The sequence below is a fragment of the Verrucomicrobiota bacterium genome, from assembly GCA_016871495.1.
Classification (GTDB): Bacteria; Verrucomicrobiota; Verrucomicrobiia; order Limisphaerales; family VHDF01; genus VHDF01.
Map to the genome: position 1 here is coordinate 1 of VHDF01000026.1, position 22,878 is coordinate 22,878.

A 22,878-nucleotide genomic window follows, 5' to 3' on the forward strand; every position below is an offset into this window, starting at 1 on the left:
GGAGGCTGCCTGAGTAGTGGCGGGCCAGGAGGAACATGCCCAGGCCGCCCCAGGCTTGATGGGCCAGACAGAACCAGCCCAGGCCGCGATCGGCGCCCACGAGGGCGACGAGCCAGGAGCCTGGGTAGAGGACCATGGTGTTCCATTGGGCCAGAAAGGGGACACCGCAGTTGCTGAGAGGATTCCAGAGCGGAAGCTGCCCGGAGAGGAGGTGTTGTTCGAGATAACGGGCGAGGGGAAAGCCGAAGTAACCGAAATCGCGGAAGAAGAAAGTGGAAATGCCGAGCACGACCTCGGGATAGGAGGCGGCGATGAGGAGAACCAGGACGAGGCTGAAACGCAGGGCAGCATTGCCCAACCGCGCGGAGAAGAAGGTGAGTCCCGTCATTTCGCTTTCCGAGTCGTCGCAGTGGGAATGGCCGCAATGTTTACTTCCAGCGAGTTCGCACGACAGTTCCGGTCAGACCAGGAGCGTCATGGCGTTTCGCTTCCGGCCGAATCCGCGAGCATTCGATCCTCACGGAAAATGCTTGTCCGGTTTGGGCTGCGGTGTCCATAGATAGAGTGGTGGTTGTTTGAGTACGGTCGCTGGGTGGCACCGCCCGGGCAGCCTGGGCTTGGTTGACCCGGGCGGTGCGGGGAGCGCGACTGGAGACTTTCCAAACGACGCGTTTTCGGTAGATTGACCGAGTTGAATATGAAGCTGTTACGTTTGTTGATCATCCTGGCGGTGGGTCTACTTGGGGGTGTACTGGGATGGTCGGCTGGGTCCGTTGCGACCGGACTGCCGTCGATCTTGGATATCGAGGTGGTGGGGAAAGAGGTCGTCGTGCGGGTGGAAGTGCCCGCCGGGGTCAAGCGTGTGACCATTGAGGGCCGGACGCGCGCGGAAGGAGGGGCATGGCAGCCGAAGGCGGTGGTACGCACGGAACATTCATCGGTTGTCAATGTGGTTCAACTGAAGTTCCCATTATCGGAGTCGGTGGAGCTATTGCGGGCCAGGGTGGACACTGAAGAAATAGTGCCGGCATCGTGGCAGCGGGGAACCAATCAATTTGGGGGTCCGTCGAGTTCAGCTCCGATGACGGGGGTGGTTCCCGGAATGGCGGAGGATGCCCTTGGGGCGCCGAAGGCCAATCGCACGACAGGGGGAGACAAATCGGCAAGGGCGGTTGTGGAGTCGGATATCTGGCAGGTGCGGGGGGATCGGGTTTATTTTTTCAATCAGTATCGGGGACTGCAGATTATTGATGTGGCAGATCCGGATCAACCCAAGCTGGAGGGGACCCTATCCATGGCCATGGCGGGCGAGCAGATGTATGTATTGGAGGGGGGGCCGGTGGTCTTACTGGCGAGAGAGAATTGTCATCAGGCTTCATGGGATCAGGTGGGGAGTGCTGCGGTGGTGGTCAAGACTCTGGGCCAGCCTGAAGTATTGGCTTCTGTGCCTTTGGAAGGAAGCATTGTGGAATCACGCATGGTGGGGTCGGTGTTGTATGTCGCCTCGCAGCGGTATCGCGAGATCCGCAAGCCGGTGCCGGTGCCTCCTGGTTCGACGCTGGAGAGTCCCAGTCACTGGGAATGGGGCACTCAGCTCGTCTCCGTAGATCTTGCTGATCCCTTGAATCCGAGGAAGCGTTCTGAGTTTTGGACGCCGGGTTATCAGACGGTGGTCTACGCCACGGACCGATTCTTTCTCTTGAGCAACATGGATCCTCGAGCCAGTTGGCGTTCGGTGATCCAGGTGGTGGATATTTCGAACCCGGATGGGACGATGAAGACATGGTCGGAGATTCGTCCTTTGGGTCAGTTGTTGGACAAGTTCAAATTGCACATTGACGGGGACGTGCTGGCTCTGGTGGTGGAGCGATGGGATAGCGAGTTGAGGAATACCGCAGGAGGGTGGGGCCGGCTGGCGACGCGAGTGGAGACATACTCGATTGCGGATCCGGCTCAACCTGTGAAACTCGGTCATTTGGAAACTGGATTTGGGGAGCGGCTGTTCGCGACGCGCTTCGATGGCAAGCGGCTTTACGCCGTGACTTTCCTGCGGATCGATCCTTTGTGGGTGATCGACTTGACGAATCCCGCCAAGCCGGTGATTCATGGGGAACTGGAGATTCCGGGATGGTCGAGTTACATCCACCCGATGGGGGATCGTTTGGTCTCGGTGGGGGTGGAGACGAATCGTGTTGCAGTGTCGTTGTTCGACGTGGCGGATCCCGCGAAGCCCTCGATGTTGAGCCGGGTGAGGTTGGGGGAGAACTACTCCTGGAGCGAGGCGAATCACGACGAGAAGGCCTTCAGTGTGTTTGAGGACGAGGGCTTGATCATGCTGCCTTACCAGGGGAATACGTCCAACGGCTACGCTTCCCGAGTGCAATTGATCGATCTTTCGAGAACGGCACTCGTGCAGCGAGGCGTGATCGAACACACCTTTCAGCCCCGGCGCACCCAGTTGAGAAACGGGCGCGTCTTGTCGATTTCGGGCGAGGCCCTGTTGGTGGTGGACGCGGCGAATCGAGATGTGCCCAAGGTAACGGCTCGATTGGAGCTGGCGTGGCCGGCGGATCGGATTTTCAAAATCGGCAGCCACTTGCTGTCGGTTGCCGACGGTGGATCCTGGCTGGGGGCAAGCGTGCCCGGGGTTCGGGTGAGCACGACCTCAGCGAAGGATCAAACTTTGGCCAAGCTCGACTTGGACGCGGCCTTGGGTTCGATCCTTGGCGCGAGCCTTTCCGGTCCGCGGCTGGTCTTGTTGCAGGGTGTTTCCTCGGAGGTGAAGTGGAAACCCACTCCCGAAGGTCCCTGGGTACCGGAGTCCACCAACGCGGCGAGTCTGACCATGACGGTTGTCGATGTCAGTGCTTTGCCGTTGGTCAAAGTTCTTGGGTCCACCACCCGCACCGAGCGTGGGGAAGAATATTGGGGAACATTCGAAGCCCACTGGCTGGAGAACGGGACGCTGGTTTGGAGTGATCGATCCTATCCGTATTGGGCGTGGGCCAGGCTTGCCGTGGTGGATGCTGCTTTCATCGGCAGGGGAGGGCCTTGGTGGGGTGGCGGAGGCGGTTCAAGGCTGATCGCGAGTCAGATCAATGGGGCGGGTTTGCCCCAATGGGTGAGCATGACTCGCGTCAACGAAACCCAATCCTGGTGGAATTACAGCCAGGCCTTCGCATCCGGGACCAAAGTTTACCTCAGCCATCAGTCTTCCGAATTTGTGCCCAATGTTTTGCCCAAAGGACAGGAGATGCCGAAGCCTGTGATGACGCTGGACGAACGAGGCAACGAGGTTTTGATCACGCCACCCATGGGAACCTGGATCACCCGGTATTTTCTGGACGTGGTTGATTTTGCGGATCCCGCTATTCCGACCGTGCGAAAGCCCGTGAACATACCCGGGGAGTTGCGCGGACTCTCGCATCAGGGGGAAGTGATCTACACGGCGGCTCCGGTATGGGATCCGGTGACCTTGACCACGGACTGGAAGGAATACATTCAGGCGAGTGCCTACGACGGTGTGTCGGCACGTTTGATTGACGCGGTTCCCCTTCCGGAATCCTGGCCCCGCGAGTCGCGCGTTCAGGAAGGTCGAGTTTTGATCTCGAAGCCGGGAGACAAAGCAAGCTCCGCCAAGATTGAAGTTTGGAAGCTTGGTGGCGCCGGGAAATTCGAACTTCGATCGGTCGCGAATCTCAGCGGCAACGCTGACGGGTTGGCGTTGGGATCCGATTGGATCGGGGTTTTGCAAGGAGGAGGCAAGCTGGAGTTCTTCCGGTGGCAGCCTGCCGACGCACTGGTCAAAGTCGGCACCGGTATCTTTTCGTCCTGCACGTGGCTGGACATGACGAAATTGGCCGGATCTCCCGAGGAAGGATTTTGGGTGCCGAATGGCGCATACGGCATCGGCACAATTGCCGTCAAACCTTGAGGGTCGAGTGAAGGGAGAAGGAACCTTGCGAGCATACGGCGGTCATACCGCCGAATGTCGGAGGAGGCTCTGGAAGGTGAGAAAGGCCTGATCCCACGCCTGCGCGTTGCCCGGGGAAAATTCCCGCAAGGGCGATGATCGTCGCACCACATCACGCGCTGCTTCCAAAGAGGGAAGGTGTCCAAGAGCGATGGCCTGGACCAGCACGTTGCCCATGGCGGTGGCTTCCACGGGACCGGCGAGGACTGGGCACTGCAGGGCATCCGATGTGAATTGATTGAGCAGGTGGTTGCGGCTGCCGCCGCCGACGATGTGCAAATGCTCGACAGGTTCGCCCGTGAGTTGTTGGAGCTGGTCACGGGTGTGGCGATAAAGCAGGGCCAGACTTTCGAAGGCGCACCGCGCGAAGGCTCCCGGGGAATCCGGCACCGGCTGCGAGGTCTCCATGCAATAGGCGGCTATGGCGGACGGCATGTCCGCCGGAGCGAGGAACCTTGGATCCGACGGAACCATGAGAGAACGGAAAGGGGTTGCTTGGCTGGCCAGGCGTGAGAGCGAGTCGTAATCAAACCTCATCCCTTGGCGTTCCCAGGAACGGCGGCATTCTTGGATGATCCACAGTCCGCTGATGTTTTTCAGGAGGCGGATGGCACCGCCAAAGCCGATTTCGTTGGTAAAATTCAAGTCCCGGCACGTGGCGGTGACGACGGGTGCCGGCCGCTCCAATCCCATGAGCGACCAAGTTCCGGAACTCAAATAGGCCCATCCTTTTCCCTGAGCGGGCACCGCGGCGACAGCCGCTCCGGTGTCATGGGAGCACGAGGCCACGACCCGGGCTTCCGCCAGCCCCGGCAGTTTGGATAACGCGCTGACGACGGGGCCGAGCACGGTGCCTGGTGGAACGATTTCTCCGAGCTGGTCTTCACGAACACCGGCGGTTTGAAGCATCGCCGACGACCAACGGCGGGCGACGGGATTGTAAAGTTGAAAGGTGCTGGCGAGGGAGAGTTCGGTTTTGGCAATGCCTGACGCAAGGAAGTTGAAAAAGTCGCCAATTCCCAAAATTCGAGCGGCTTGCTGCAGCCGGGAAGAGTCTTCGGCCGCCAGCTGGAACAACGTGTTTAAGGGCATGAACTGCAACCCCGTTTCATCGAACACCGTTGACCAATCGGTTTTGGCGAACACCCGTCGAACCCCCTCGGCGGTGCGGGAATCGCGGTAATGAAACGTCGGACTGAGGAGCTGCCCGTCCTTGTCCAGCAGAACATAATCCACGCCCCAAGAGTCGGTGCTCAACGAACTGAAGGTGTGGCCGGTTGAACTGGCCGCGCGAAGACCGGCTCGAAACCCGTCCACCAAAGCGGGAATGTTCCAGTGGAGGGAGTTGGAGGAGGAGATCGGGGTATTGGGAAGGCGGTGCAGTTCCCGGAGCTCGATTTTGCCTTGATCCAAGGTTCCGGACATCAAGCGTCCGCTCTCGGCGCCCAGGTCGCAGGCGAGGTAGTGGGTGGACATGGTCAAGGGTGCTGAGCCAGCCAATGCCGAAGCGCGGGCGCCTGGGGATGGTTGGGTTCTAATTCGAGCACTCTCGCGTACTGGGTTCGCGCGAGATCGGGTCGCCGCATCGTCTGGGCATAAACGTTGCCGAGGGCGAAAGGAATGCGGCTTTCGCGCGGATGATCTCGGGCGAGGCGGGAGAATTCGGCGGCGGCATCCTCCGGAAAACTGGCCTTTTGGAGTGCCAAGGCAAAGTTGAAGCGGCCTGAAAGCGAATCAGGCTGGATGGCGAGCGCTCGTTCGTAGGCTTCGAGGGAAGGGAGGGAATGGCCCAATCGTCCCTGCGCAATGGCAAGGTTGAACCAGGCGTCAAAAAAAGCAGGGTCGGCTTGTGCTGAAGCTTGATAATGCGAAATGGCTTCGCTCAATCGGCCTTGTTCCTGCGCAGAGGCGCCGAGCGTAAATTCGGTGCGTGCCGCCTCGCGATTTCCGGAGCCCGGCGCAGGGGGTTTTCGATAGGTGTAGCGTGGAAAACTGGGAGCGGGAGGTGGACTGGGTTGAGGGGTGGCAGGGGCCGGGGTGGTCGGTGTGGGCTGTGGTTCGACTGCCGGGCGCGGGTTGGTCACGCGCGACAAAGTGGGTTTCTTGTCGGGTGCCGTCGGACTGGTGGAGGCAGGCGATGGCGCTTTGCGTGGTTCGGGATCCTTGTCGAGCGGCGTGGGGGGCTTTTCGGATTTCTTGAACCAACTCTGCGGATTGAGCCTGGAGAGAAGGCCTGGGCGATCGAGGGGTTGGGTGGACTGAATCTCCCCGCCGGGTTCAGAGCGAGCGTCTGTGTTGGGAGCGAGATTCGGCGTCTGGGGGGCGCGAGCGGTTTCGATGATGGGGGCGGTTGCCGGCTTGGGTTCTTCCTCTCCCGCCGGGACGACAACCACGGGCAGAGGGGCTGCAATCGGGGCGGAAGTGGCTGGTGCGGCGGGGGTCGGTGCTTTATCCGCGATCGCAGTTGGGGTGGCGACGAGGGGTGCAGGTGGCTTCTCGGCCGATGGGGTGGCGTTGGCAGGGGGGGGATTGCTGAGCTGCCGGGGCGGCGGGATGGGCGGCGGCAGGATTGCATTCGAAGGGGCGGGTGAGGAGGCCACTTGGACAGCGGTCGTGGTTCCAGATGTGATCGAGTTCGTGGGCGCGGATTTGACAACCTGGATTGGGGTATTCGATGTCACTGCAATCCGTGGCGGGACGTGGGTCTCCGGCTGGAGTTGCTGAAGCAATTGGCGAATCGAAGCCGCGTGCGGAGCTTCTGGATTCGAGCCCAGGAACTCGCGATATTTCTGAACGCCGAAGGCCCGGTAATTCAGAAACTGGATGGCCACCGTGGCCATGTTCAGCACGGCGGGTGGGTAACCGGGGCGGGCTTGGGTGGCGGCGTGGAACTGCGAATACGCTTCGCGATACTTCCGGCGCTGGACTTGGATGAGTCCCAAAGCATTGAGCGCTTCCGGCGATTTGGGGGTTGACCGCAAGTGAGCCTGCAAGGCGCGTTCCGCCGCGTCCCACTGTCGCAACCGGAGATGGCACAAACCCAATTGCAGCCAGGATTCGGCGGCGTCGGGTTTATGAATCAAGTATCGGGTCAGCGAATCAATGGCGGCAGGAATCTCACCGTGTTCCAGGAAGAGCTGCGAGAGATTGTGGTGGACCACTTCGAGGTTGCGATTGCGCTCCAGCGCCTTGGCATACGCTTGAACGGCCTTCTCTTTTTGACCCGAGTAATGGTAAGCCAGCCCCAGATGGTTCCAGGCTTGCGCTTGTTCCGGGATATCCCTGGTGGCGCGTTCCAACATCGCGGCAGCGTCAACATACTTGCCCTGTGCGATCAGCTTCTCTCCCTGCATCAAAGCTTTGGGTCCGCTCGGCGCGCAACCGCAACCGAGCGCCGCCAGGAAAAAAGCGGTCCAAAGCGACTTGTAGCCATGACGCCTTTGAGCAGAAAGCTCACGCCCATCGATGCCACGAGGGGCTTGCGCGCAGGGGACGGAAGGAGCGCTCCCCGAAATCGAGGATTGAAGAGTCCCCGTGTCGGGGTTGAGCCCCCGTTTTTTGGTGTTCAGCACTGGGCTGGGTGGTAACATCCGCCGCCCGATGAGTCAAGAAACGCCCTGTTTTTACGAGTGAATTGGTTTATGCCAGGATTGGTGTCACTGCTTCTCAGCAGCGTGTGCGCGGGACTGCTGGCGCAGGCCGGCTCGGGAGGAGTTCCCCTTCCGGCGAAGGCTCGTGTTTACGTGGCCAAGGATCTCGAGGCGGTCTCGGCCTTCGAGCCATCCTCGGAGCGTGTCATCGACATGTGCCGCAAGGGGATCATCGCATTCACGGGCAAACCTTCCGTGGCCCAGGCCTGGCAAACCCTCGTGCAACCTTCGGACCGGATTGGGATCAAGGTTTATGCTTCGCCCGGCCGGCTCAGCGGAACCCGTGCGGTCGTGGTATCCGCCGTGATCCAGGGTTTGATCGAGGCGGGGGTGCCCCCCCATCATATCATCGTATGGGACCGCCATCTGTCTGATCTGCGGCGGTCAGGTTACGGGGAGCTTGCTGAGAAGTGGGGTGTTCTCCTGGCGGGAAGTGCCGATGCCGGATTTGACGAGGCGGCCTTTTATGAAGCGGCGGTCTTGGGACGGTTGATTTGGGGCGATCTCCAATTCCGAGGGGAAGGTGAGAAGGTCAGCCGCCGCTCCCATATCTCACGGTTGCTCACGCGGGATATCACCAAGATCATCAACATTCATCCGTTGTTCAATCACAACGCCGTGGGTGTGTATGGCCACCTTTACGGGCTGGCCATGGGCGGCGTGGATAATCAACTTCGCTTCGAGAACAGTCCGGCCCTCCTGGCGGAAGCGGTGCCGGAGATCTATGCGCAGAAGGAATTCTCCGATCGTGTCGTGCTGAACATTACGGACGCGTTGCTTTGCCAGTACGAGGGTGAGCAGCGTTCCTTGCTGCACTACACCGCGGTGACTCAGGAATTGAGGTTTTCCTCCGACCCGGTCGCCCTGGACGCTTTGTCGATTCATGACATCGATCAATTTCGGCCCGGGCGGAAACAGAGCGAGAAGAAGGCGGTGCGCCAGCTTCTGGAAAACGCTTCCCTCCTGGAATTGGGCCATTCGGAGCTCGCTCGCATTGAGCTCATCGAGTTACCATGACGCAGAAAGCCACCGCGAAACTCCTATGCCCCCATCCTTTGATCCAGGTCCGGGACGCTCGACACGCCGCCGGTTTTTGCAGGGAAGCGCGGCGTTGCTTGCGGCCACTTCCCCTGTCGCCGGCGCGGCTGCCCCGACGCCGGCCCGCACGCGAGGGCTGATCGCCTCCGAGAATCGCAAGTCCGGAGCACGGGATTGGCAGCTGACGCGGGTGAGGTTGGACAAGGCCGAGTTTCGTTCTTCCTGGATCGAGGGGTTTTGCTCGAAGCAAAGTCTACGTGCGGGAGACAGGCTGACGATCATGGTGTCCACCCAGCCGGCCCGGAGGTTTCATCTCGAAATTTTTCGGATGGGTTATTACGGCGGGCGCGGAGCCCGGCTCATGCGAGATCTGGGGGTATTTCCGGGCCAAACGCAGCCCACGCCTGCGCCGGGCGCGAAAGATTTGCATGAATGCCGTTGGGAACCCACCGTCGAGCTGACGATTCCCGAGGATTGGCCAAGCGGGGTTTATCTCGGGCGCATGACCACGCTGCCGGAGTCTCCCGCGGAGGCGTACTGGCAAAGCTATGTCATCTTCATCGTGCGGGACGAGCGTCCGGCGGACATCTTCGTTCAGTGCTCGGACAATACCTGGCAAGCTTACAATCGCTGGCCGAGCCGGTATTCGGTTTACACGCATCCCAAGGGGGGACAGGGCCCCTGGGCCGATGTGAGTTTTGACCGCCCGTACGGACGCCAGGCGCAATATCGGGACATCGTCAATGACCCGCTTTCGGTCGGTTCCGGGGAATTCATCTCGTTCGAGTTTCCGCTCGCTTATTTTTTGGAACAGCACGGTTACGATGTGACCTACGGCTCGAACAGTGACTTGCTGACGCCGGAGCGGGCCTTGCGCTGCAAGGCGTTCATCAGTGTGGGGCATGACGAGTATTGGGATTTGCGCCAGTTTCGCAGTGTGGAAGCCCTTCGTGACGCCGGTGTGAATCTGCTTTTTCTTTGCGGGAACTCGGTGTGCTGGGTGTCTCCGTTTCGGGAGAGTTTCGACGGGCGTCCCCATCGCATTCTGTTTCGGGGCGGACCCTACGGCGCTCAACAACCCTACGCGGTGGAAAGGGAGCGCGATCACGGCCCTTTCCCCGAGCGGGGGCCGGACGAGGGATTCCTGATCGGTGCGCGCAACGTGGAGCCTGTCAATGGAGGCGGCGACTGGATTTGCGCCGCGCCGGAACACTGGGCTTTTGAGGGCACCGGCATGAAGAAGGGCGAGCGCATCCCCGGTCTCATCGGCTGGGAATACCATGGGCAGCCCGCCGAGATCCCGGGGTTGGATGTGATTGGCGCGGGCAGTGCGTGGGTGTCAGGCGATCGTCCGCAGCAATGGACCTCCACGCTTTATCCAGGTCCCAAGGGAAATTTTGTTTTCAACGCGGCTTCCATTTTTTGGGCTCAGGGATTGTCGCGGCCTCCGGGGCATACCTTGCCCTGGTCGCATTGGAGCCGACCCCATGGACCTGACGACCGCGTGCAGCGGATCACGCATAATTTATTGCGCCGCGCCCTTTCCTCGAAGCGTTCAACCTAAAAGCGGCAATTGATCAGCATCGATCTGTCGCCAGATCTTGGCGGCAAAGGCCTTTCTCAAGTTTCAATGGATCACCTTGCGGATCCACCTCAACTTTCGGCAGGCCTTTGCCACTCAAGCTTTTGCGCATCTCGACGCTGCTGAATTGCCGTTTCTAGCATGAGAACTCCGCCGGGCCGGGGTGCGGAAGGGTGAGTAACTTCAGTATCAAGTTAGTCGGGAGGTTCACCGTCCTGATGCGGCCGTCGGCCCGGGGATCACAGCCTGAATCCGGAGAGCATTGCAATCCATGTGGCGGCGACACCGATCAGGACCGCGCCCAGTCCGGCGGCATCGAGAAGCGGCGAATCGACACCCCACAGAAATCCTGCCGTGTGCGCGAGCGCCATAACCCCGGCAATGGCTGCCGCGGCGGTGAACACACGCTTCCACGTCACATGGTCGTTTGCGAATGCGCAGGCGGCCGGCACCGCTCCAAGCGCGAGCACGCCGGCGGCGTCGATGCCGTCCTTCGACCCCGCGAGGACGGCACCCGAAAACAGGGCGAAAGCTCCCAGCACGGCGCCTCCGACGCAAATGCCTTCCCAGCGTTCCGAAGCGCGGACGGCGGCGCGCGCAAACGGATCCGTCAGCATGAGCAACGATCCCAATCCCCGCGCGAAAAAGGACCAGAGCGCGAACGTGAGCCAGACCGCGCCCAAAAGGCCGGCCAGCCCCGGATGCGATTTCTGCAACGTTTCGCGGGTGAGCCGGTAAACGACATATCCTCCGAGCAGAACCCACTGCGCCTTGTCTCCCGCCGTGGTCCGCATGAACTGCGAGAATTGCAGGTACCAGCGGTAGAAGAAGGACCGGGCGCGAAAGGAATCCAAGAGCCCCTGCCGCGCCGCCTCATTGCTTGGATCGATGCGGAGCGCTTGCTGGAAATGAAGATTGGCCTCTTTGACGCGCCCGTCGTGCAATGCTTGGAAGCCGGCCGAGACGTGAGCCGCGTCATCGTTCGGATGCTCCTGAAGCTGCCACTCGACAAGGGACCGGAGGTCCTCCTTTTTTCCCAGATGGGCCAGCACCACGGTGAGAGCTTGGGCGGCGGTGGTGTTGTCCGGATTGAGTTCGAGCGCCTTTCTCGCGGGCAGTTCGGCTTCCCGATGCCGGCCCCGGCGCAGGAATGCGAGGGCGCGAATGCCGTGGGCAAAGCTGCTTTCGGGATCCAGTTCCACGGCCCTGTCCGCGCACGTTTGGGCTTCTTTCTCGGGCTGGTGTTGGCCGGGTTTGGAACTGTTGAGCAGCACGATGGCGAGCACGCCGTGGTTGAAGGAACTCTCGGGATCGAGTTCCACAGCGCGCCTCGCCGCGTTCTGCGCGCGCGCGTAGGTGGCTTCGTGGTGAATCCAGGAGAGTGCCAGCTTGGCGTGAGCGGCGTCGCTGTCGGGATTCAGCGCGACGGCTTTTTGAAACCACTCTGCCGCGTCCGCGGGACGGCCCTGGTCGAGGAGCAGTTCGGCCCGCAGGAAGACGCTGGCGAAATCGGATTCCGAGGCGGAAGCGTCGAAGCCCATGTCGAGATCAAGGGGCTAGACCGAGATACTTGAGCACCTCGTCGTAGTAGCCGCCCTGATTGGCAAAGAGGGCGTAATTCTTCGCGCTCTCGAACCAGGCTCGAGTGGTCGGCTTATGGCGACCGGCGGCTTTGAGCAAATCCTTGGTGACCAAAGGCACAATGTTTCCCGATTTCATGGCGGATGCCAGCGCTTCCTCCGTCGCCAGGTCGAACAACGCCTTGAGATCGGCCCCCGAGTATTCAGGACACTTCTTGGCGATGATTCTTGGATCCAGTTCACCGACTGGTTTGCCTCGGGCCAGGACTTGGATGATGGAAGCTCGAGCCGCTTCGTCGGGAGGCGGCACGAACACGGTGCGATCGAATCGTCCCGGGCGGCGGAAAGCGGGATCGATGTGCCACGGCGCATTCGTCGCGCCCAAAATGAGAACGCCATCGTTGTTGCCTTCGGCGCCGTCGAGTTCGGCCAGGAATTGGTTGATCAGCGTGCGCCCCGCCGATTGCCGCAAATCCTTGCGATCCGCCGCGAGCGCATCCACCTCGTCGAAGAACAACACGCAAGGGGCGTTCTTGCGGGCCAGCTCGAAAACGGCGTGCATGTGTTTCTCCGAATTCCCAATCCACATGTCCAGGATCTGGTGCAAGCCAAGCGCCAGAAACCGGGCTTGAACTTCGCCCGCCGTGGCTTTGCTGATCAACGTCTTGCCACAACCCGGAGGTCCGTACAACAGCACGCCGCCGCCGATTTTCTTGTCGTAGGCTTTGAACAGGCCGGCGTGTTGAAGCGGATAAATGATCTTCATCCGAATTTCCTCCTTCAACGCATCCATGCCACCCACTTCCGAAAAGGAGAGCTTTGGACGTTCCATGCCGTCGAGGCCGAGGTCGAAGGCATCGCCTCCCAGGGGCGCGTGGTCTTCCTCCAATGGATCGTCTTCGGAGGCTTCCACACTCTCTCCGCCTTGCGCGAGGCCCGCCCGTTGCCGCGGCGGTTCTGCTTTCGACTTCGATCGAAATTCCCGCAGGGCCTTTTCCATGCCGGGATCGGTGTGGCTGGGGTCGATTTGCAGGGCCAGCGCGTAGAGTTCGGACGCTTTGGCCAGGTCGCCTTCCGCGGCGTGGATGCGGCTCAAGAGCACCAGGGCCGGCGCGCAGCGGGGGTGTTGCTGAAGCAATTGTTCGACTCGAACGGCCGCCTCGGAGGATTTTCCCTCAATCAGGTTCACTCGGGCGAGACCCAGCCTTCCTTCAACGCCGCCAGGCTCCAGTTGAACGAGTCTTTCGAAGGCCGCGCGCGCGTCCGCCAGCTGAAAATCATCCAAACAGGCCTGGCCGTAGAGCGCGAGCAAAGGGGCGTTTTGCGGCGAATGCTCCAGGGCAAGACGCAACCCTTCGCGTTTGGACGACATGCCTGAACTCTACTCGTCCGTGCTCACGGCACGCAAAGGCAAACCCATCGGTCCCCGGGACCGCGGGGCAGCCTCCCGAGGCTTGAGGCGGCGTCCACGCCTCGCTCGGCTGTCGCGCATCGACATGCAGACTTCCGCCTCCGGGCTACAGGAGAAACGGTCGGGCCGCCTCCGCTCCCAGTCGTTTGAGCCAGAAGGCGGGCCGGCTTCGCGCTTCCTCCGCTGTGGTCAGGTGATTCCCCATCCCGAGGAGCCGGTGGAATTGGCGAACGACCTTGGGATCTTCGGTCACGATTCCGCCCAGTCCCAGACAGGGCAGATTCCGATTCCGGCATAACGCGACAATGCCCCCAACTCCCTTGCCCATGAGCGAGGAGGCATCGATACAACCTTCACCGGTGATGACCACATCCGCGTTCGACAAATATCGATCCAAATGCGCAGCGGTGGCGAAGAGCTCGAATCCGCTGAAAAGCCTGGCATTCCAAAAGGCGTGCAATCCGAAGCCAAGCCCACCCGCCGCTCCCGCCCCGGGTTGCCTCGCGTCTCCTCGCAATCCTTGCTGGCGGAGCACCTCCGCCAGCTTGCGCAGCGCCTTCTCCGCCCCGGACATGTCCTCCGGTCTCAATCCTTTTTGTGGACCATAAATCCGGCTGCAGCCGCGCGGACCCAGCAGAGGATTGCTCACGTCCACCGCGACCAGCCGCTCGCTTTCGGGGAGCTTATTCGTTCCGGCCTCTTTCGACGGGGGTTGAATCCGGACCAGATCAGCCAAGCCAAGCCAGCGGTCAATTTCCTTTCCGTCTCGATTCCAAAAGTGCCAACCCAAACTGCGAGCCAGTCCGAATCCCGCATCGTTGGTCGCGCTTCCCCCGATGCCGATTCGGTATCGCTTTGCTCCAGCCCGGGAGGCGGCTTGAAACACCCGGCCCAATCCAAAGGTATCCAGGTCGTGCGGATGGAAACGTCCGCGAGGCAGCATGGCCAAGCCAATCACGCGCGCGGTTTCGATGACGGCGGTGCGGCTCTCGGTGTCGTACCACCAGACGGACCGGATGCGGTTTCCTGCCGCGTTCGTGGTGAACGTCCGGCGGGGCCGGGCTCCCAGGGCCTCACCCACCACGGCACCGAAACCATCTCCACCATCACTCATGGGCAGGAGATGCAGCGTGTCGGAAGGGAAGACCGAGCGCCAGCCTGCCGCGATGGCTTGGGCGGCCTCCTTCGCGGTGAGGGTGCCTTTGAATTTGTCGGGGACGATGAGCACGCGGCGTTGCACAGGCGCTTTATCGCGACCTCGATCCGAATCGGCAACCGGAATTCGAACGATCGGATTTCGCTTGGCGCTCCAACCCGGCGCGGTAGCGTGGAGTCGTGTCCAATATGTCGGGCTGGGGACCAATCATCGGTTTCGTGGTGGGTTTCGTGGGGGCGGGCTTTCTCTTCGCCTGGCTGGGGCGGTCGCGCGAGCGCCATGCCGCGAATTGGGCCCGGGCCACGGCGGAAGCGGAGTTGTCCACGCTCCGAGAGCGACTGTCTGCAACGGAATCCCGGGAACGCGAACAGCGGGAGAAAGCCCGGGCTCAGGAGGAGTCCGTGACCAGCCTGAGCACCCGGCTCTCGGAAGAAAGCCGTTGGAGGGCCGCGGCGGACGAGCGCTGCGCGCGTTTGCCTGCGCTGGAAACCTCGCTCCGGCTCGCGGAGGCGAGAGCCGACGAATTACAAACCTCCCTGGCCGTCACCTCCACGCGCATCTCCGCCTTGGAAACCCAGCTGGAGGAGGAACGCAAAGCCGCGGCGGACCGGCTTCGATTGGTTCAAGCCGCCGAGGTCCGGCTTTCGGACGCGTTCAAAGCTCTGTCGGCGGACGCGTTAAAGAGCAACAACCAGGCCTTTCTCGATCTGGCCAAGACCAGCCTGCTTGGCCAGCAGCAGTCCGCTCAAACCGAGTTGGACAAGCGGCAGCAAGCCATCCAAGAAATGGTCAAGCCGGTGCGGGAATCGCTCGATAAGATCGAACTCCGCATTGGGGAAATCGAGAAGGTGCGCGCCGGCGCCTATGAAGGATTGGTCGCTCAGGTCAAGGGCTTGATGGAGTTGCAAGGCCAGCTTCGCGGGGAGACCTCGAAACTGGCGCAAGCGCTTCGCGCACCCTCGGTGCGAGGGCGATGGGGGGAAATTCAATTGCAGCGCGTGGTTGAAATGGCCGGCATGATCGAGCACTGCCATTTCACGCAGCAGCAAACCCAGGAATCCGACACCGGGAAACTGCGTCCCGACTTGATCGTCTTGCTGCCAGGTGGAAAGCAGGTTGTGGTGGACGCCAAGGCGCCCCTGGAGGCGTATCTGTCCGCGCTCGACGCGAAGTCGGACTCTGCGCGAGAAAGCGGACTGATGGATCACGCGCGTCAAATTCGCGCCCATGTCGTGGCGCTGAGCCGGAAAAGTTACTGGGATCAGTTTCAGCCCGCGCCCGAGTTCGTCATTCTTTTTCTGCCCAGCGAGTCGATGTTCAGCGCCGCGCTGGAACAGGATCCCGGCCTGATTGAAGCGGGCGTCGAACAACGAGTCATTCTAGCCACTCCCACGACTTTGATCGCCTTGCTCCGCGCCGTGGCCTATGGATGGCGGCAAGAACGGCTGGCTGCCAACGCCCAAGCGATCAGCGAACTTGGCAAGGAACTTTACAAGCGGCTTGGCGACCTGGGACAGCACTGGGGCAGGCTGGGCCGGACGTTGGAAAGCGCGGTGGAAAACTACAACAAAGCTGTGGGGACACTGGAAACGCGAGTGCTGCCCTCCGCACGAAGGTTTCGGGACTTGGAAGCCAGTCCGCTTGGTGTGGAGATCGAGGCTTTGCCGGCTGTGGACACCACGCCGCGACGGATGTTTTCACCCGAGCTTGCCCAGGATGGCGATGCGCCGCCATCCCTTGATTTCCCGGGTGGAGGCGACGGCGTCCCGGGCAAGTCTGCTGCCGCGGAGCCTTAGACTGGCCCCCGGGCGATCGCAGTGCCACTAAGCTCGCTGCGATTACAAGCTGCCGCCGCTTACTTTTTCTCCTCTTTCTTTTCCTCTTTTTTCTCTTCTTTCTTGCGCAGATCCGCGAGATCCCAGCCTTTGTAAACCTGAACCTCCGGAAGAGCTTGCTTCAACTTGGCGATGCCGGCATCGGTGACTTTGGATTGCCACACATACACGCTCTTGAGGTACTTCATCCCGGTGAGATTCTCCAAAGCGGCATCGGTGACGGTGGTGCCGTAGAGGTTGAGATAGACGAGGCTTGGGAGTCCTTTCAAATGGGCGATGCCCGCGTCGGTCACCGCCGTGTTTTCAAGGTGCAGCCGTTGCAGGTGCTTGAGGTTCTTGAGGTGAACCAATCCGGCGTCCGTGATTTTCGTCGTCGCGAGATTGATTTCCACGAGGCTCAGCACATCCGCCACCGGAGCCAGGGTCGCATCGGTCACATTGGTTCCCTGCAGACGGAAGTTCGCCTCGCGCCAGGGCACGTTCATGGCAATGGGGCGGGCCTCGACACTGGATTGCGCCAGCTTCGCGATCGCTTTCGTCTCGGCATCCGAAGGTTTGAAGTCGGCCGGAAGCACAGGTTCATTTTTGGGTTTTGCCGGGGCGGCGGCTTTCACCCCCACACCCTCGGGCCAGACCGCGCCCTGACTGATCCATTCCTTGATCAGGTCGGCCTGGGCCTTTTCCAGCGGATCCCCTTCGCTGGGCATGATGTCATCGTGTCCCTTGGGCAGGGTGATGCGGCGGTACAAATCGCTCTTGGCCGGATCGCCGGCGACGATGGCCGGACCTTCTCCCCCGCCCTTCATGGCGTCCGCTTTATTGTCGATGCGGAATTTGCCTTTGGCCTTTTCCGGGCCATGACACTTCACGCAGGTCTTTTCGAAAATGGGGAAAACGTCCTTGGCAAAATCGATCTTGGTCTGGGCGGATGCGGAGAGGGTCCCTGCCGCGGCCAGGGCCGCGGCCCAATGGAGGAAGGTGCTGGGCTTCATGGGGCAGGAGTATTGGCGCGGAGGGCAAACATCTCAAGCGAAAGCATCGAAAAGAGGAAACTCTTCGCGGCGGCTGCGACCTCCCCGTCAGCGCTCGTTCCTTCGCTTCGCCTAACCCGCATCTTTCACACTCGACTGGGTTGCGAAACGTCCCCCATCGAATTTTTAGCAATGCGGGTTAGATCGAACCGCGCCCTCCGTTCGACAAACGGATGCCATTCCCATTCCACACCTTATTGGAAAAAGTTCTTCCTCGGACTTCGCCTCAAGGATCCATTTTCGTGCAACCAGGGCGCGGTTTCCCTAGCCCGGAAATTCCCGGTCGCGAAGCACGGATGAAATTTCCGGGCTACGGCAAAGGCAGCACCCGGTAGAATTTCATCCCCTTCCCCGAAAGGACCATGTCCTGGAAAACTTCCGGCTCGCTGCCGATGCTTCCGGATTTGACGTGAGCCCACGACACGAGATCCGTCGAGCTTTCCACCGCGTAGCGTTGTCCGGGAGAACCACTGATTTGAAACCGAAACTCCGTGGTGGTCGAGCCTAGCGTCGCCCGCCCGAAGAGTTGCGCGGGCTGATTTGAGGTGACCAAGGAAAAAGAGAATTCACCGCCTTTGCCGCCGAAGCCATCCGCCGCGATGTGATAGGTCTCGCCCAGAACAGCCTGGAATGTGAGTTCCGAACTCGTTCCCGGCACCACCTTGATCCCGCGATTGACCGTCCTCAATCCCAGCAAATGCTCCCCTTGATACGCGTCCGGCAAAACCGAGAACCCCTGCCCCGTCATCAAGATCTTCACCGGGCCCGTCACCGGAGCGGTCCAGCGGTACCAAAGCGATTTTGCGGACGAAGTTCCCGCATGCAGAGGTTCGCCCGGTTCGGAGGTTGCCGCGAAACTGTTGTCCATAAAGGCCACGTTGGTGCCCCCGATCAGACGACTCTGGGCAAAGGCGTCGTTGGAGGGAGGAGGTGGATAGACCAGGGATATCTCATAATTTCCGGACAGCCCGAGTGATCCGTCCAAGGCCAGGGCATACCGTCGTCCGGCCTCCGCGTTGAAGACCACGCTCGACACATCGCGTTCCTGATCGATCGAGACAAAGCGTCCGGGGGCCAGGGTCAACGAAGTGAGATTGGTTCCGAGGTAGGCCTCCACCAACCACGTCACGTTGGCTCCCGTGCAGGTGATCAACACCGAGCCCGACTTCGGCGCTTCCCAGTCAAACCACACCGATTTCCCTCCACTAAACCCAGCGTGCTTGGGTTCGCCCGGTTCGCCCGACGCAAACTCGTTTGAACCGCTCAACGTCCAGGATTCCCCCTCGACCTTCCGCCGATTCGCAAAGGCGTCGTTCACAGGAGGTTCATGGTACTCCAGCGACAACGAGAAAGACTCGCCCGTGCCCGGGAGTCCGTCCGCAGCCAGGATGTAGGTCTGGCCGGCGACGACGTCCCAGATCACGGTGCAAAGCCGTCGCGTGGCATCGAATCGCACCGAGCGGGTGGGACGGAAAAGCGATCCCAGAATGGTCCCTGTGTAGACGTCGAGGATCTCCGTGTGACGATCCCCTTCCGACGTCAGTTTCACGGTTCCCGATTTCGGGCTCGTCCATTCGAACCAAATGGAGCCGGCTCCCTGATTGCCCGCGTGAATCGGCTCGCCCAATTCCCGGGTTGAACCGGCCGTGCTGGTTCGGGTCGAGAATCCCTCCCCGGTGAGGCGCGTTCTTTTGGAGAAATCGTCGTTGGCGGGCCGGACCACGATCGTCCTCTTCACCAGCCCGGAATCCGCCCCGACTCGGTCCACCGCGCGGGCGAACACTTCATGCGCTCCCGGATGCGCCAGCTCCAACTCGACCGACACAACACTTGAAGGGGGCCGGCTGACGACGTGAGCCAGGGTTTTGCCATCATAGATTTCCACGCGCTCGATGGAACCATCCGGATCCGACGCCTCGATCTCCACTTTCAGTTTTTGTCCGAAGGAGAGCACTAAACCATCCGCCGGCGATCGCCAGGCGAGGGACGGAACCGTGCTCAACACGGCTTCCCCGAAGTAGGCTGAAACGATGGGCGCGGTGGTGTTCACCGTTTTCACATTGTCCGCGCCAGACATCAGATCGGTGTCAGGAATGCCCAGGGGAACTCCTCGAAACAAGATGGCCGGGGTGGAGAGAAACGGAACGACCTCCCCTGGCGGATAAGCCATGACGGTGCGATAGATCATACCCTCGGCCGAAAACCTTCTGCCAAACGAGTATTCGAACACGCCCGGAATCAGGAGGCCGTCGGAGCCGGAGGAGCTTTCCCGATCGTGCTGACACCCAAAATTGTGCGTGATTTCATGCACAAACACATAATCGCCCACGGCATTTTGCCGGCGCACCACGCTGAACCCCAATGTCCGCGATTCGGGCTTGGCCTCCTGCATTAAGCTTGCGAGGCCGCCAAATCCAATGTCGCCCCCTTCCGTGATCAGACAGACCAGATCGGCCTGGTTGGTTTGCCTCCACCCATGAACTTCGTCCAGGAACCCGTCGTCGGGAAGGCGCAAGCGAGCCAGATTCGTTGAAAAACTCGAGGACTCTTCGTAAGCGACTTCCCGCTGATCCACAAGGCGCAGCCGCGTCAGCGCGCGGCTGTTCTGATAAACCGCGTTGGCTTCGGCGACCGCCAATTGACCCAAAACGCGAATCGCTTCCTCTCCTCCCGCCCCCTGCTTGGCCGCCACGGTGTAGACGATCATCAGATCCACCACCGCGACTTGTTGGGTCAAGGGTTCGAGCACCGGGCTCAGGCTTTGCCTTGTGAAACCGTTTCGCAGGGCAGGGTTCTCCCCGGTGGGAAGCCTGTCGCAGGTGCCACAGCGCGGGACCGCGTCGGAGAGTTCGAACAGCCGGACCCGTCCTCCCGCTTCGCCTTCGAATCGAAACCGGCCGGCGCCTGGAACCGCCACCGAGCCGGCCACGATGTTCCCTGAGCCGCTCATCAACACCAAACTTCCTTCCACGTCCTGAACCTGGCCGGTCGCGCTCCATTGACCCTCGCGATGCTCGACCTGAGTGAGAATCGCCTCGAAATCCGCCCCCTTGAAAAAATTGAGTCGCGCACGTTTGCCTGAATTGAAGGGGAAGATCCCTGCGGCGTTGTCGACCTTGTCCTTCATTCGGGCTGATCGAATTCGCTTGAAGGGGCCTCCGATCGAAGCGGGGGTCAAGGATTTCTCCTGCTGGGTTTCATCCTCTGAAAACCATGGATTGGTGGACTCACTCGTCGTCGCCTGAGCCCAAGTGACGCTCCAACTCAGCAAGAAAACGCCTAGCCATTCAGCCCGCAGCAGCTGACGGAGCAGCCTCGGGAGGATGGAAGCTCTGTTTGAATTCATCGTTGCTCGAGCGAAAGGCCCCGTTTTCTCATCCCGCCGAGGCCTCAACGCATCCCCATCATCGTTCATTCTGTTGTCCACCTCAGGTTCATCGTCTTTCGCTATCAACCACTTAAGCGGCTCCTCCGCCGTTGGATTCCCCAGTGTTGAGCAAGTCGCAAACCAGCTCAAGGCTGAGAATGGAACGATGACCATGACTATCCCGGCAACGATGCTTCCGCCCGTTGCGGGAGCGCGCCGTTCCTGGCGCTTGAGCCCGGATATTTCATACACCTCCATCGGGAGACGCGGCGAGAGCCCGACAGCCTGCCCGAAGTGAAACAGGCGTCCTTTCCGCCGGGGAAGCTCAACTCAAATGTCGATGGAGCTCTAAGAACGGCGGTACGGGACAGTCCAAAACATCCGCCACCGCGCGGAGGAACTCGGCCTCCCGCACCCCAAGCACCGCGTCATGAGCGGCGGTGATCGCCAAGGCGAACAAGATTTTCTTTTTGAGTGCGGGGCCCACCTTGGCCGCTTCCGTCAACGCGGCATTCACCTCGGCCAGGCCCACTTCGCATGCCGGGTCGTGTTCCTCCGCGAAACCCATGGCACTCCATCCTGCCCGACGCGCTTCTCTTTCGAGTCGCTCGTCGTTCTGGCCGATTTTGGCCGCGAGCCCGACGAGCAAACTCAACGAGCTCTTGATGGCCACCAGCGAAAACACCTCCACTCGCTCCCTCGGACGAGCCTCGAAGTGCGGCGCCAAGTGCCGCTCCAAACATTTTTCCAGAGCGAACTCGAAAAGATCCACCGCCTCGTCCGCCTCAATCAAACGCCTCGTGCTTTTTGCGAATCGTTCGTAACCCTCAGGCTGGAGTTGTCGCAAGGCACTCAGGCAAAGCTCGATGATCGGAAGGCGTCCGGCTTCTCCCAGCTCGCGGATGAGAGGCCGCCATTGAGTCACCCATTCCTCCGCCTTCCCCTCCAGTTCTTCCCGCAACAAACCGAGCTGGCGCCGGGCCACCTCTTCATCCTCCGAAATCAGAGCGGCCCACACCACGGCGGGCGCCTGTTGCGGATTCCGCACCGCCTCCAGCAACCCCGGATCGAGACCCGACTTCCATTCCCTCGCCAACTCCAGGTGCATCGGTCGAGGCTGACCGATCGAAGCCATGGCTTCCGCCACCGCGACGCCGCTCGCCAGAGGGGCGATCTCCGCACGAGCAACCGATTTCCCCTGCAACCGTCCGGCGATCGCGTTCTCTGAACGGCTCAGCTCGTCCTCCGCGGGCGGCAATCCGGCAAAATCGCCGTCGAAATGGGGTTCCATGGCCCGGATGCGCTCCAGGAGAGGCGGGTGAGTGGACATCCAATTCAGAAATGAATCCGAACGCGCGTTTCCGAAAAACAAATGACCGGCCTCGTCGGCGTGAGGCGATGTCAGTTTCGCGCGCAAAGGCAAGCCCCCGATTTTCTTCAAGGCCCCGGCGAGTCCTCCTGGGTTGCGGGTGAACTGAACCGCCGCTGCGTCTGCAAGAAATTCGCGCTGTCTCGAGACGGCGGCTTGAATGAGGCGCCCGAAGAAAACGCCGATCCATCCCGCCACCACCAGCACCAGCCCCACCAAAGGCAGGGGGTTGCGCTTGCGTCCGTCACCGCCTCCGCCTGACCGCAGCAGAATTCTTCCCAGCACCGTGAGGCAGACGAGCCCGAAAATGACCCCGACCAACTTCAAATTGAGGCGCATGTCGCCGTTGAGGATGTGGCTGAATTCGTGTGCGATCACGCCTTGCAACTCGTCCCGCGTGAGCCGTCGCAGGCAACCCTCGGTGACGCCAATGACCGCGTCCCCGGTCCCGTGTCCAGCCGCAAACGCATTGATCCCCCGTTCTCCTTCCAACAGGTACACCGGTGGCACCGCGGTGCCGGACGCCAGGGCCATTTCCTCCACTACATTCAAGAGGCGGCGCTCGGCCGGATCGTGAGTGTCGGAACGGACCAACCTGCCCCCGAGCATTTCCGCCACCGCTCCGCCGCCACGGCGAAGTTCAGCCATCTTGGAAAGGCTTCCTCCGGCCACGATCGCCAGCGTCCCGGCCGCCACGGCGATGAAGAGCCGCGGGTCCCAAAGCGCGGAGGGATCGAATCCGGTTTCGACCCCCGTGTGATCGAGAAAGATCAGGGCCAGCGCGGCGTAGATCGCCAGGATCGTGAGCACGACGGCCAGGCCAAAATACACGACCAGACGGCGGGTTCGTCCGCGCGCCGATTCCTGCCTTGCGAAGAAATCCACG

Annotated in this window: 13 protein-coding genes; 4 read left to right on the forward strand and 9 right to left on the reverse strand. The window is 61.1% G+C overall.

All coding sequences use genetic code 11. From position 1 onward, the window contains the following. Positions 1-388 (reverse strand): hypothetical protein (locus tag FJ404_07875; GenBank protein ID MBM3822786.1); only part of this gene is annotated, 388 nt, incomplete at its 3' end. Between the two features lie 309 nt (positions 389-697). Between FJ404_07875 and FJ404_07880 the strand changes: the two genes are divergently transcribed. Next, the gene (locus tag FJ404_07880; GenBank protein ID MBM3822787.1) at positions 698-3,934 is read left to right on the forward strand and encodes a hypothetical protein; all 3,237 of its coding nucleotides are present in this window, start codon (positions 698-700) and stop codon (positions 3,932-3,934) included. A 42-nt stretch (positions 3,935-3,976) separates the two neighbouring features. Here the strand turns inward: FJ404_07880 and FJ404_07885 are convergent, their stop codons facing one another. Both FJ404_07885 and FJ404_07890 read right to left on the reverse strand, forming a co-directional pair. Beyond that, positions 3,977-5,449, reverse strand: a complete 1,473-nt coding sequence (locus FJ404_07885) for a rhamnulokinase (GenBank protein ID MBM3822788.1) — start codon at positions 5,447-5,449, stop codon at positions 3,977-3,979. Positions 5,450-5,451: 2 nt separating this feature from the next. Next, entirely contained in the window at positions 5,452-7,563 is a 2,112-nt protein-coding gene (locus FJ404_07890; protein MBM3822789.1) for a tetratricopeptide repeat protein, read from the reverse strand. A 51-nt stretch (positions 7,564-7,614) separates the two neighbouring features. Between FJ404_07890 and FJ404_07895 the strand changes: the two genes are divergently transcribed. Together FJ404_07895 and FJ404_07900 are read left to right on the forward strand one after the other, a co-directional pair. Next, complete coding sequence (locus FJ404_07895) at positions 7,615-8,640, forward strand: DUF362 domain-containing protein (protein MBM3822790.1); 1,026 nt, start codon at positions 7,615-7,617, stop codon at positions 8,638-8,640. A gap of 25 nt (positions 8,641-8,665) precedes the next feature. After that, complete coding sequence (locus tag FJ404_07900; GenBank protein ID MBM3822791.1) at positions 8,666-10,225, forward strand: hypothetical protein; 1,560 nt, start codon at positions 8,666-8,668, stop codon at positions 10,223-10,225. 257 nt (positions 10,226-10,482) lie between these two features. On the opposite strand, the gene FJ404_07905 is transcribed toward FJ404_07900, so the two are convergent. From FJ404_07905 to FJ404_07915, 3 genes are all read right to left on the reverse strand, one after another. After that, on the reverse strand, positions 10,483-11,784 hold the full coding sequence (locus FJ404_07905; protein ID MBM3822792.1) for a tetratricopeptide repeat protein: 1,302 nt from the start codon (positions 11,782-11,784) through the stop codon (positions 10,483-10,485). Between the two features lie 7 nt (positions 11,785-11,791). Then, positions 11,792-13,195, reverse strand: coding sequence for an ATP-binding protein (locus tag FJ404_07910; GenBank protein MBM3822793.1), 1,404 nt, complete (start codon positions 13,193-13,195; stop codon positions 11,792-11,794). 145 nt (positions 13,196-13,340) lie between these two features. Further along, a complete protein-coding gene (locus tag FJ404_07915) occupies positions 13,341-14,597 on the reverse strand; it encodes a glycerate kinase (protein ID MBM3822794.1) in 1,257 nt (418 codons plus the stop codon). On the opposite strand from FJ404_07915, the gene rmuC reads away from it, so the two are divergent. Next, positions 14,579-16,186 carry a DNA recombination protein RmuC gene (gene rmuC, locus FJ404_07920; protein ID MBM3822795.1) on the forward strand — a complete coding sequence of 536 codons (1,608 nt, stop codon included), beginning with the start codon at positions 14,579-14,581 and terminating at the stop codon, positions 16,184-16,186. The two genes, FJ404_07915 and rmuC, sit on opposite strands and share 19 nt — an antisense overlap. A 59-nt stretch (positions 16,187-16,245) precedes the next feature. On the opposite strand, the gene FJ404_07925 is transcribed toward rmuC, so the two are convergent. The 3 genes from FJ404_07925 to FJ404_07935 form a co-directional block, all read right to left on the reverse strand. Then, positions 16,246-17,217: a hypothetical protein gene (locus FJ404_07925; GenBank protein ID MBM3822796.1), complete on the reverse strand. Its 972-nt coding sequence runs from the start codon at positions 17,215-17,217 to the stop codon at positions 16,246-16,248. A 349-nt stretch (positions 17,218-17,566) separates the two neighbouring features. Then, entirely contained in the window at positions 17,567-20,881 is a 3,315-nt protein-coding gene (locus FJ404_07930) for a hypothetical protein (GenBank protein ID MBM3822797.1), read from the reverse strand. A gap of 67 nt (positions 20,882-20,948) precedes the next feature. Further along, a complete protein-coding gene (locus tag FJ404_07935) occupies positions 20,949-22,877 on the reverse strand; it encodes a M48 family metallopeptidase (protein ID MBM3822798.1) in 1,929 nt (642 codons plus the stop codon). Position 22,878: the final 1 nt, after the last annotated feature.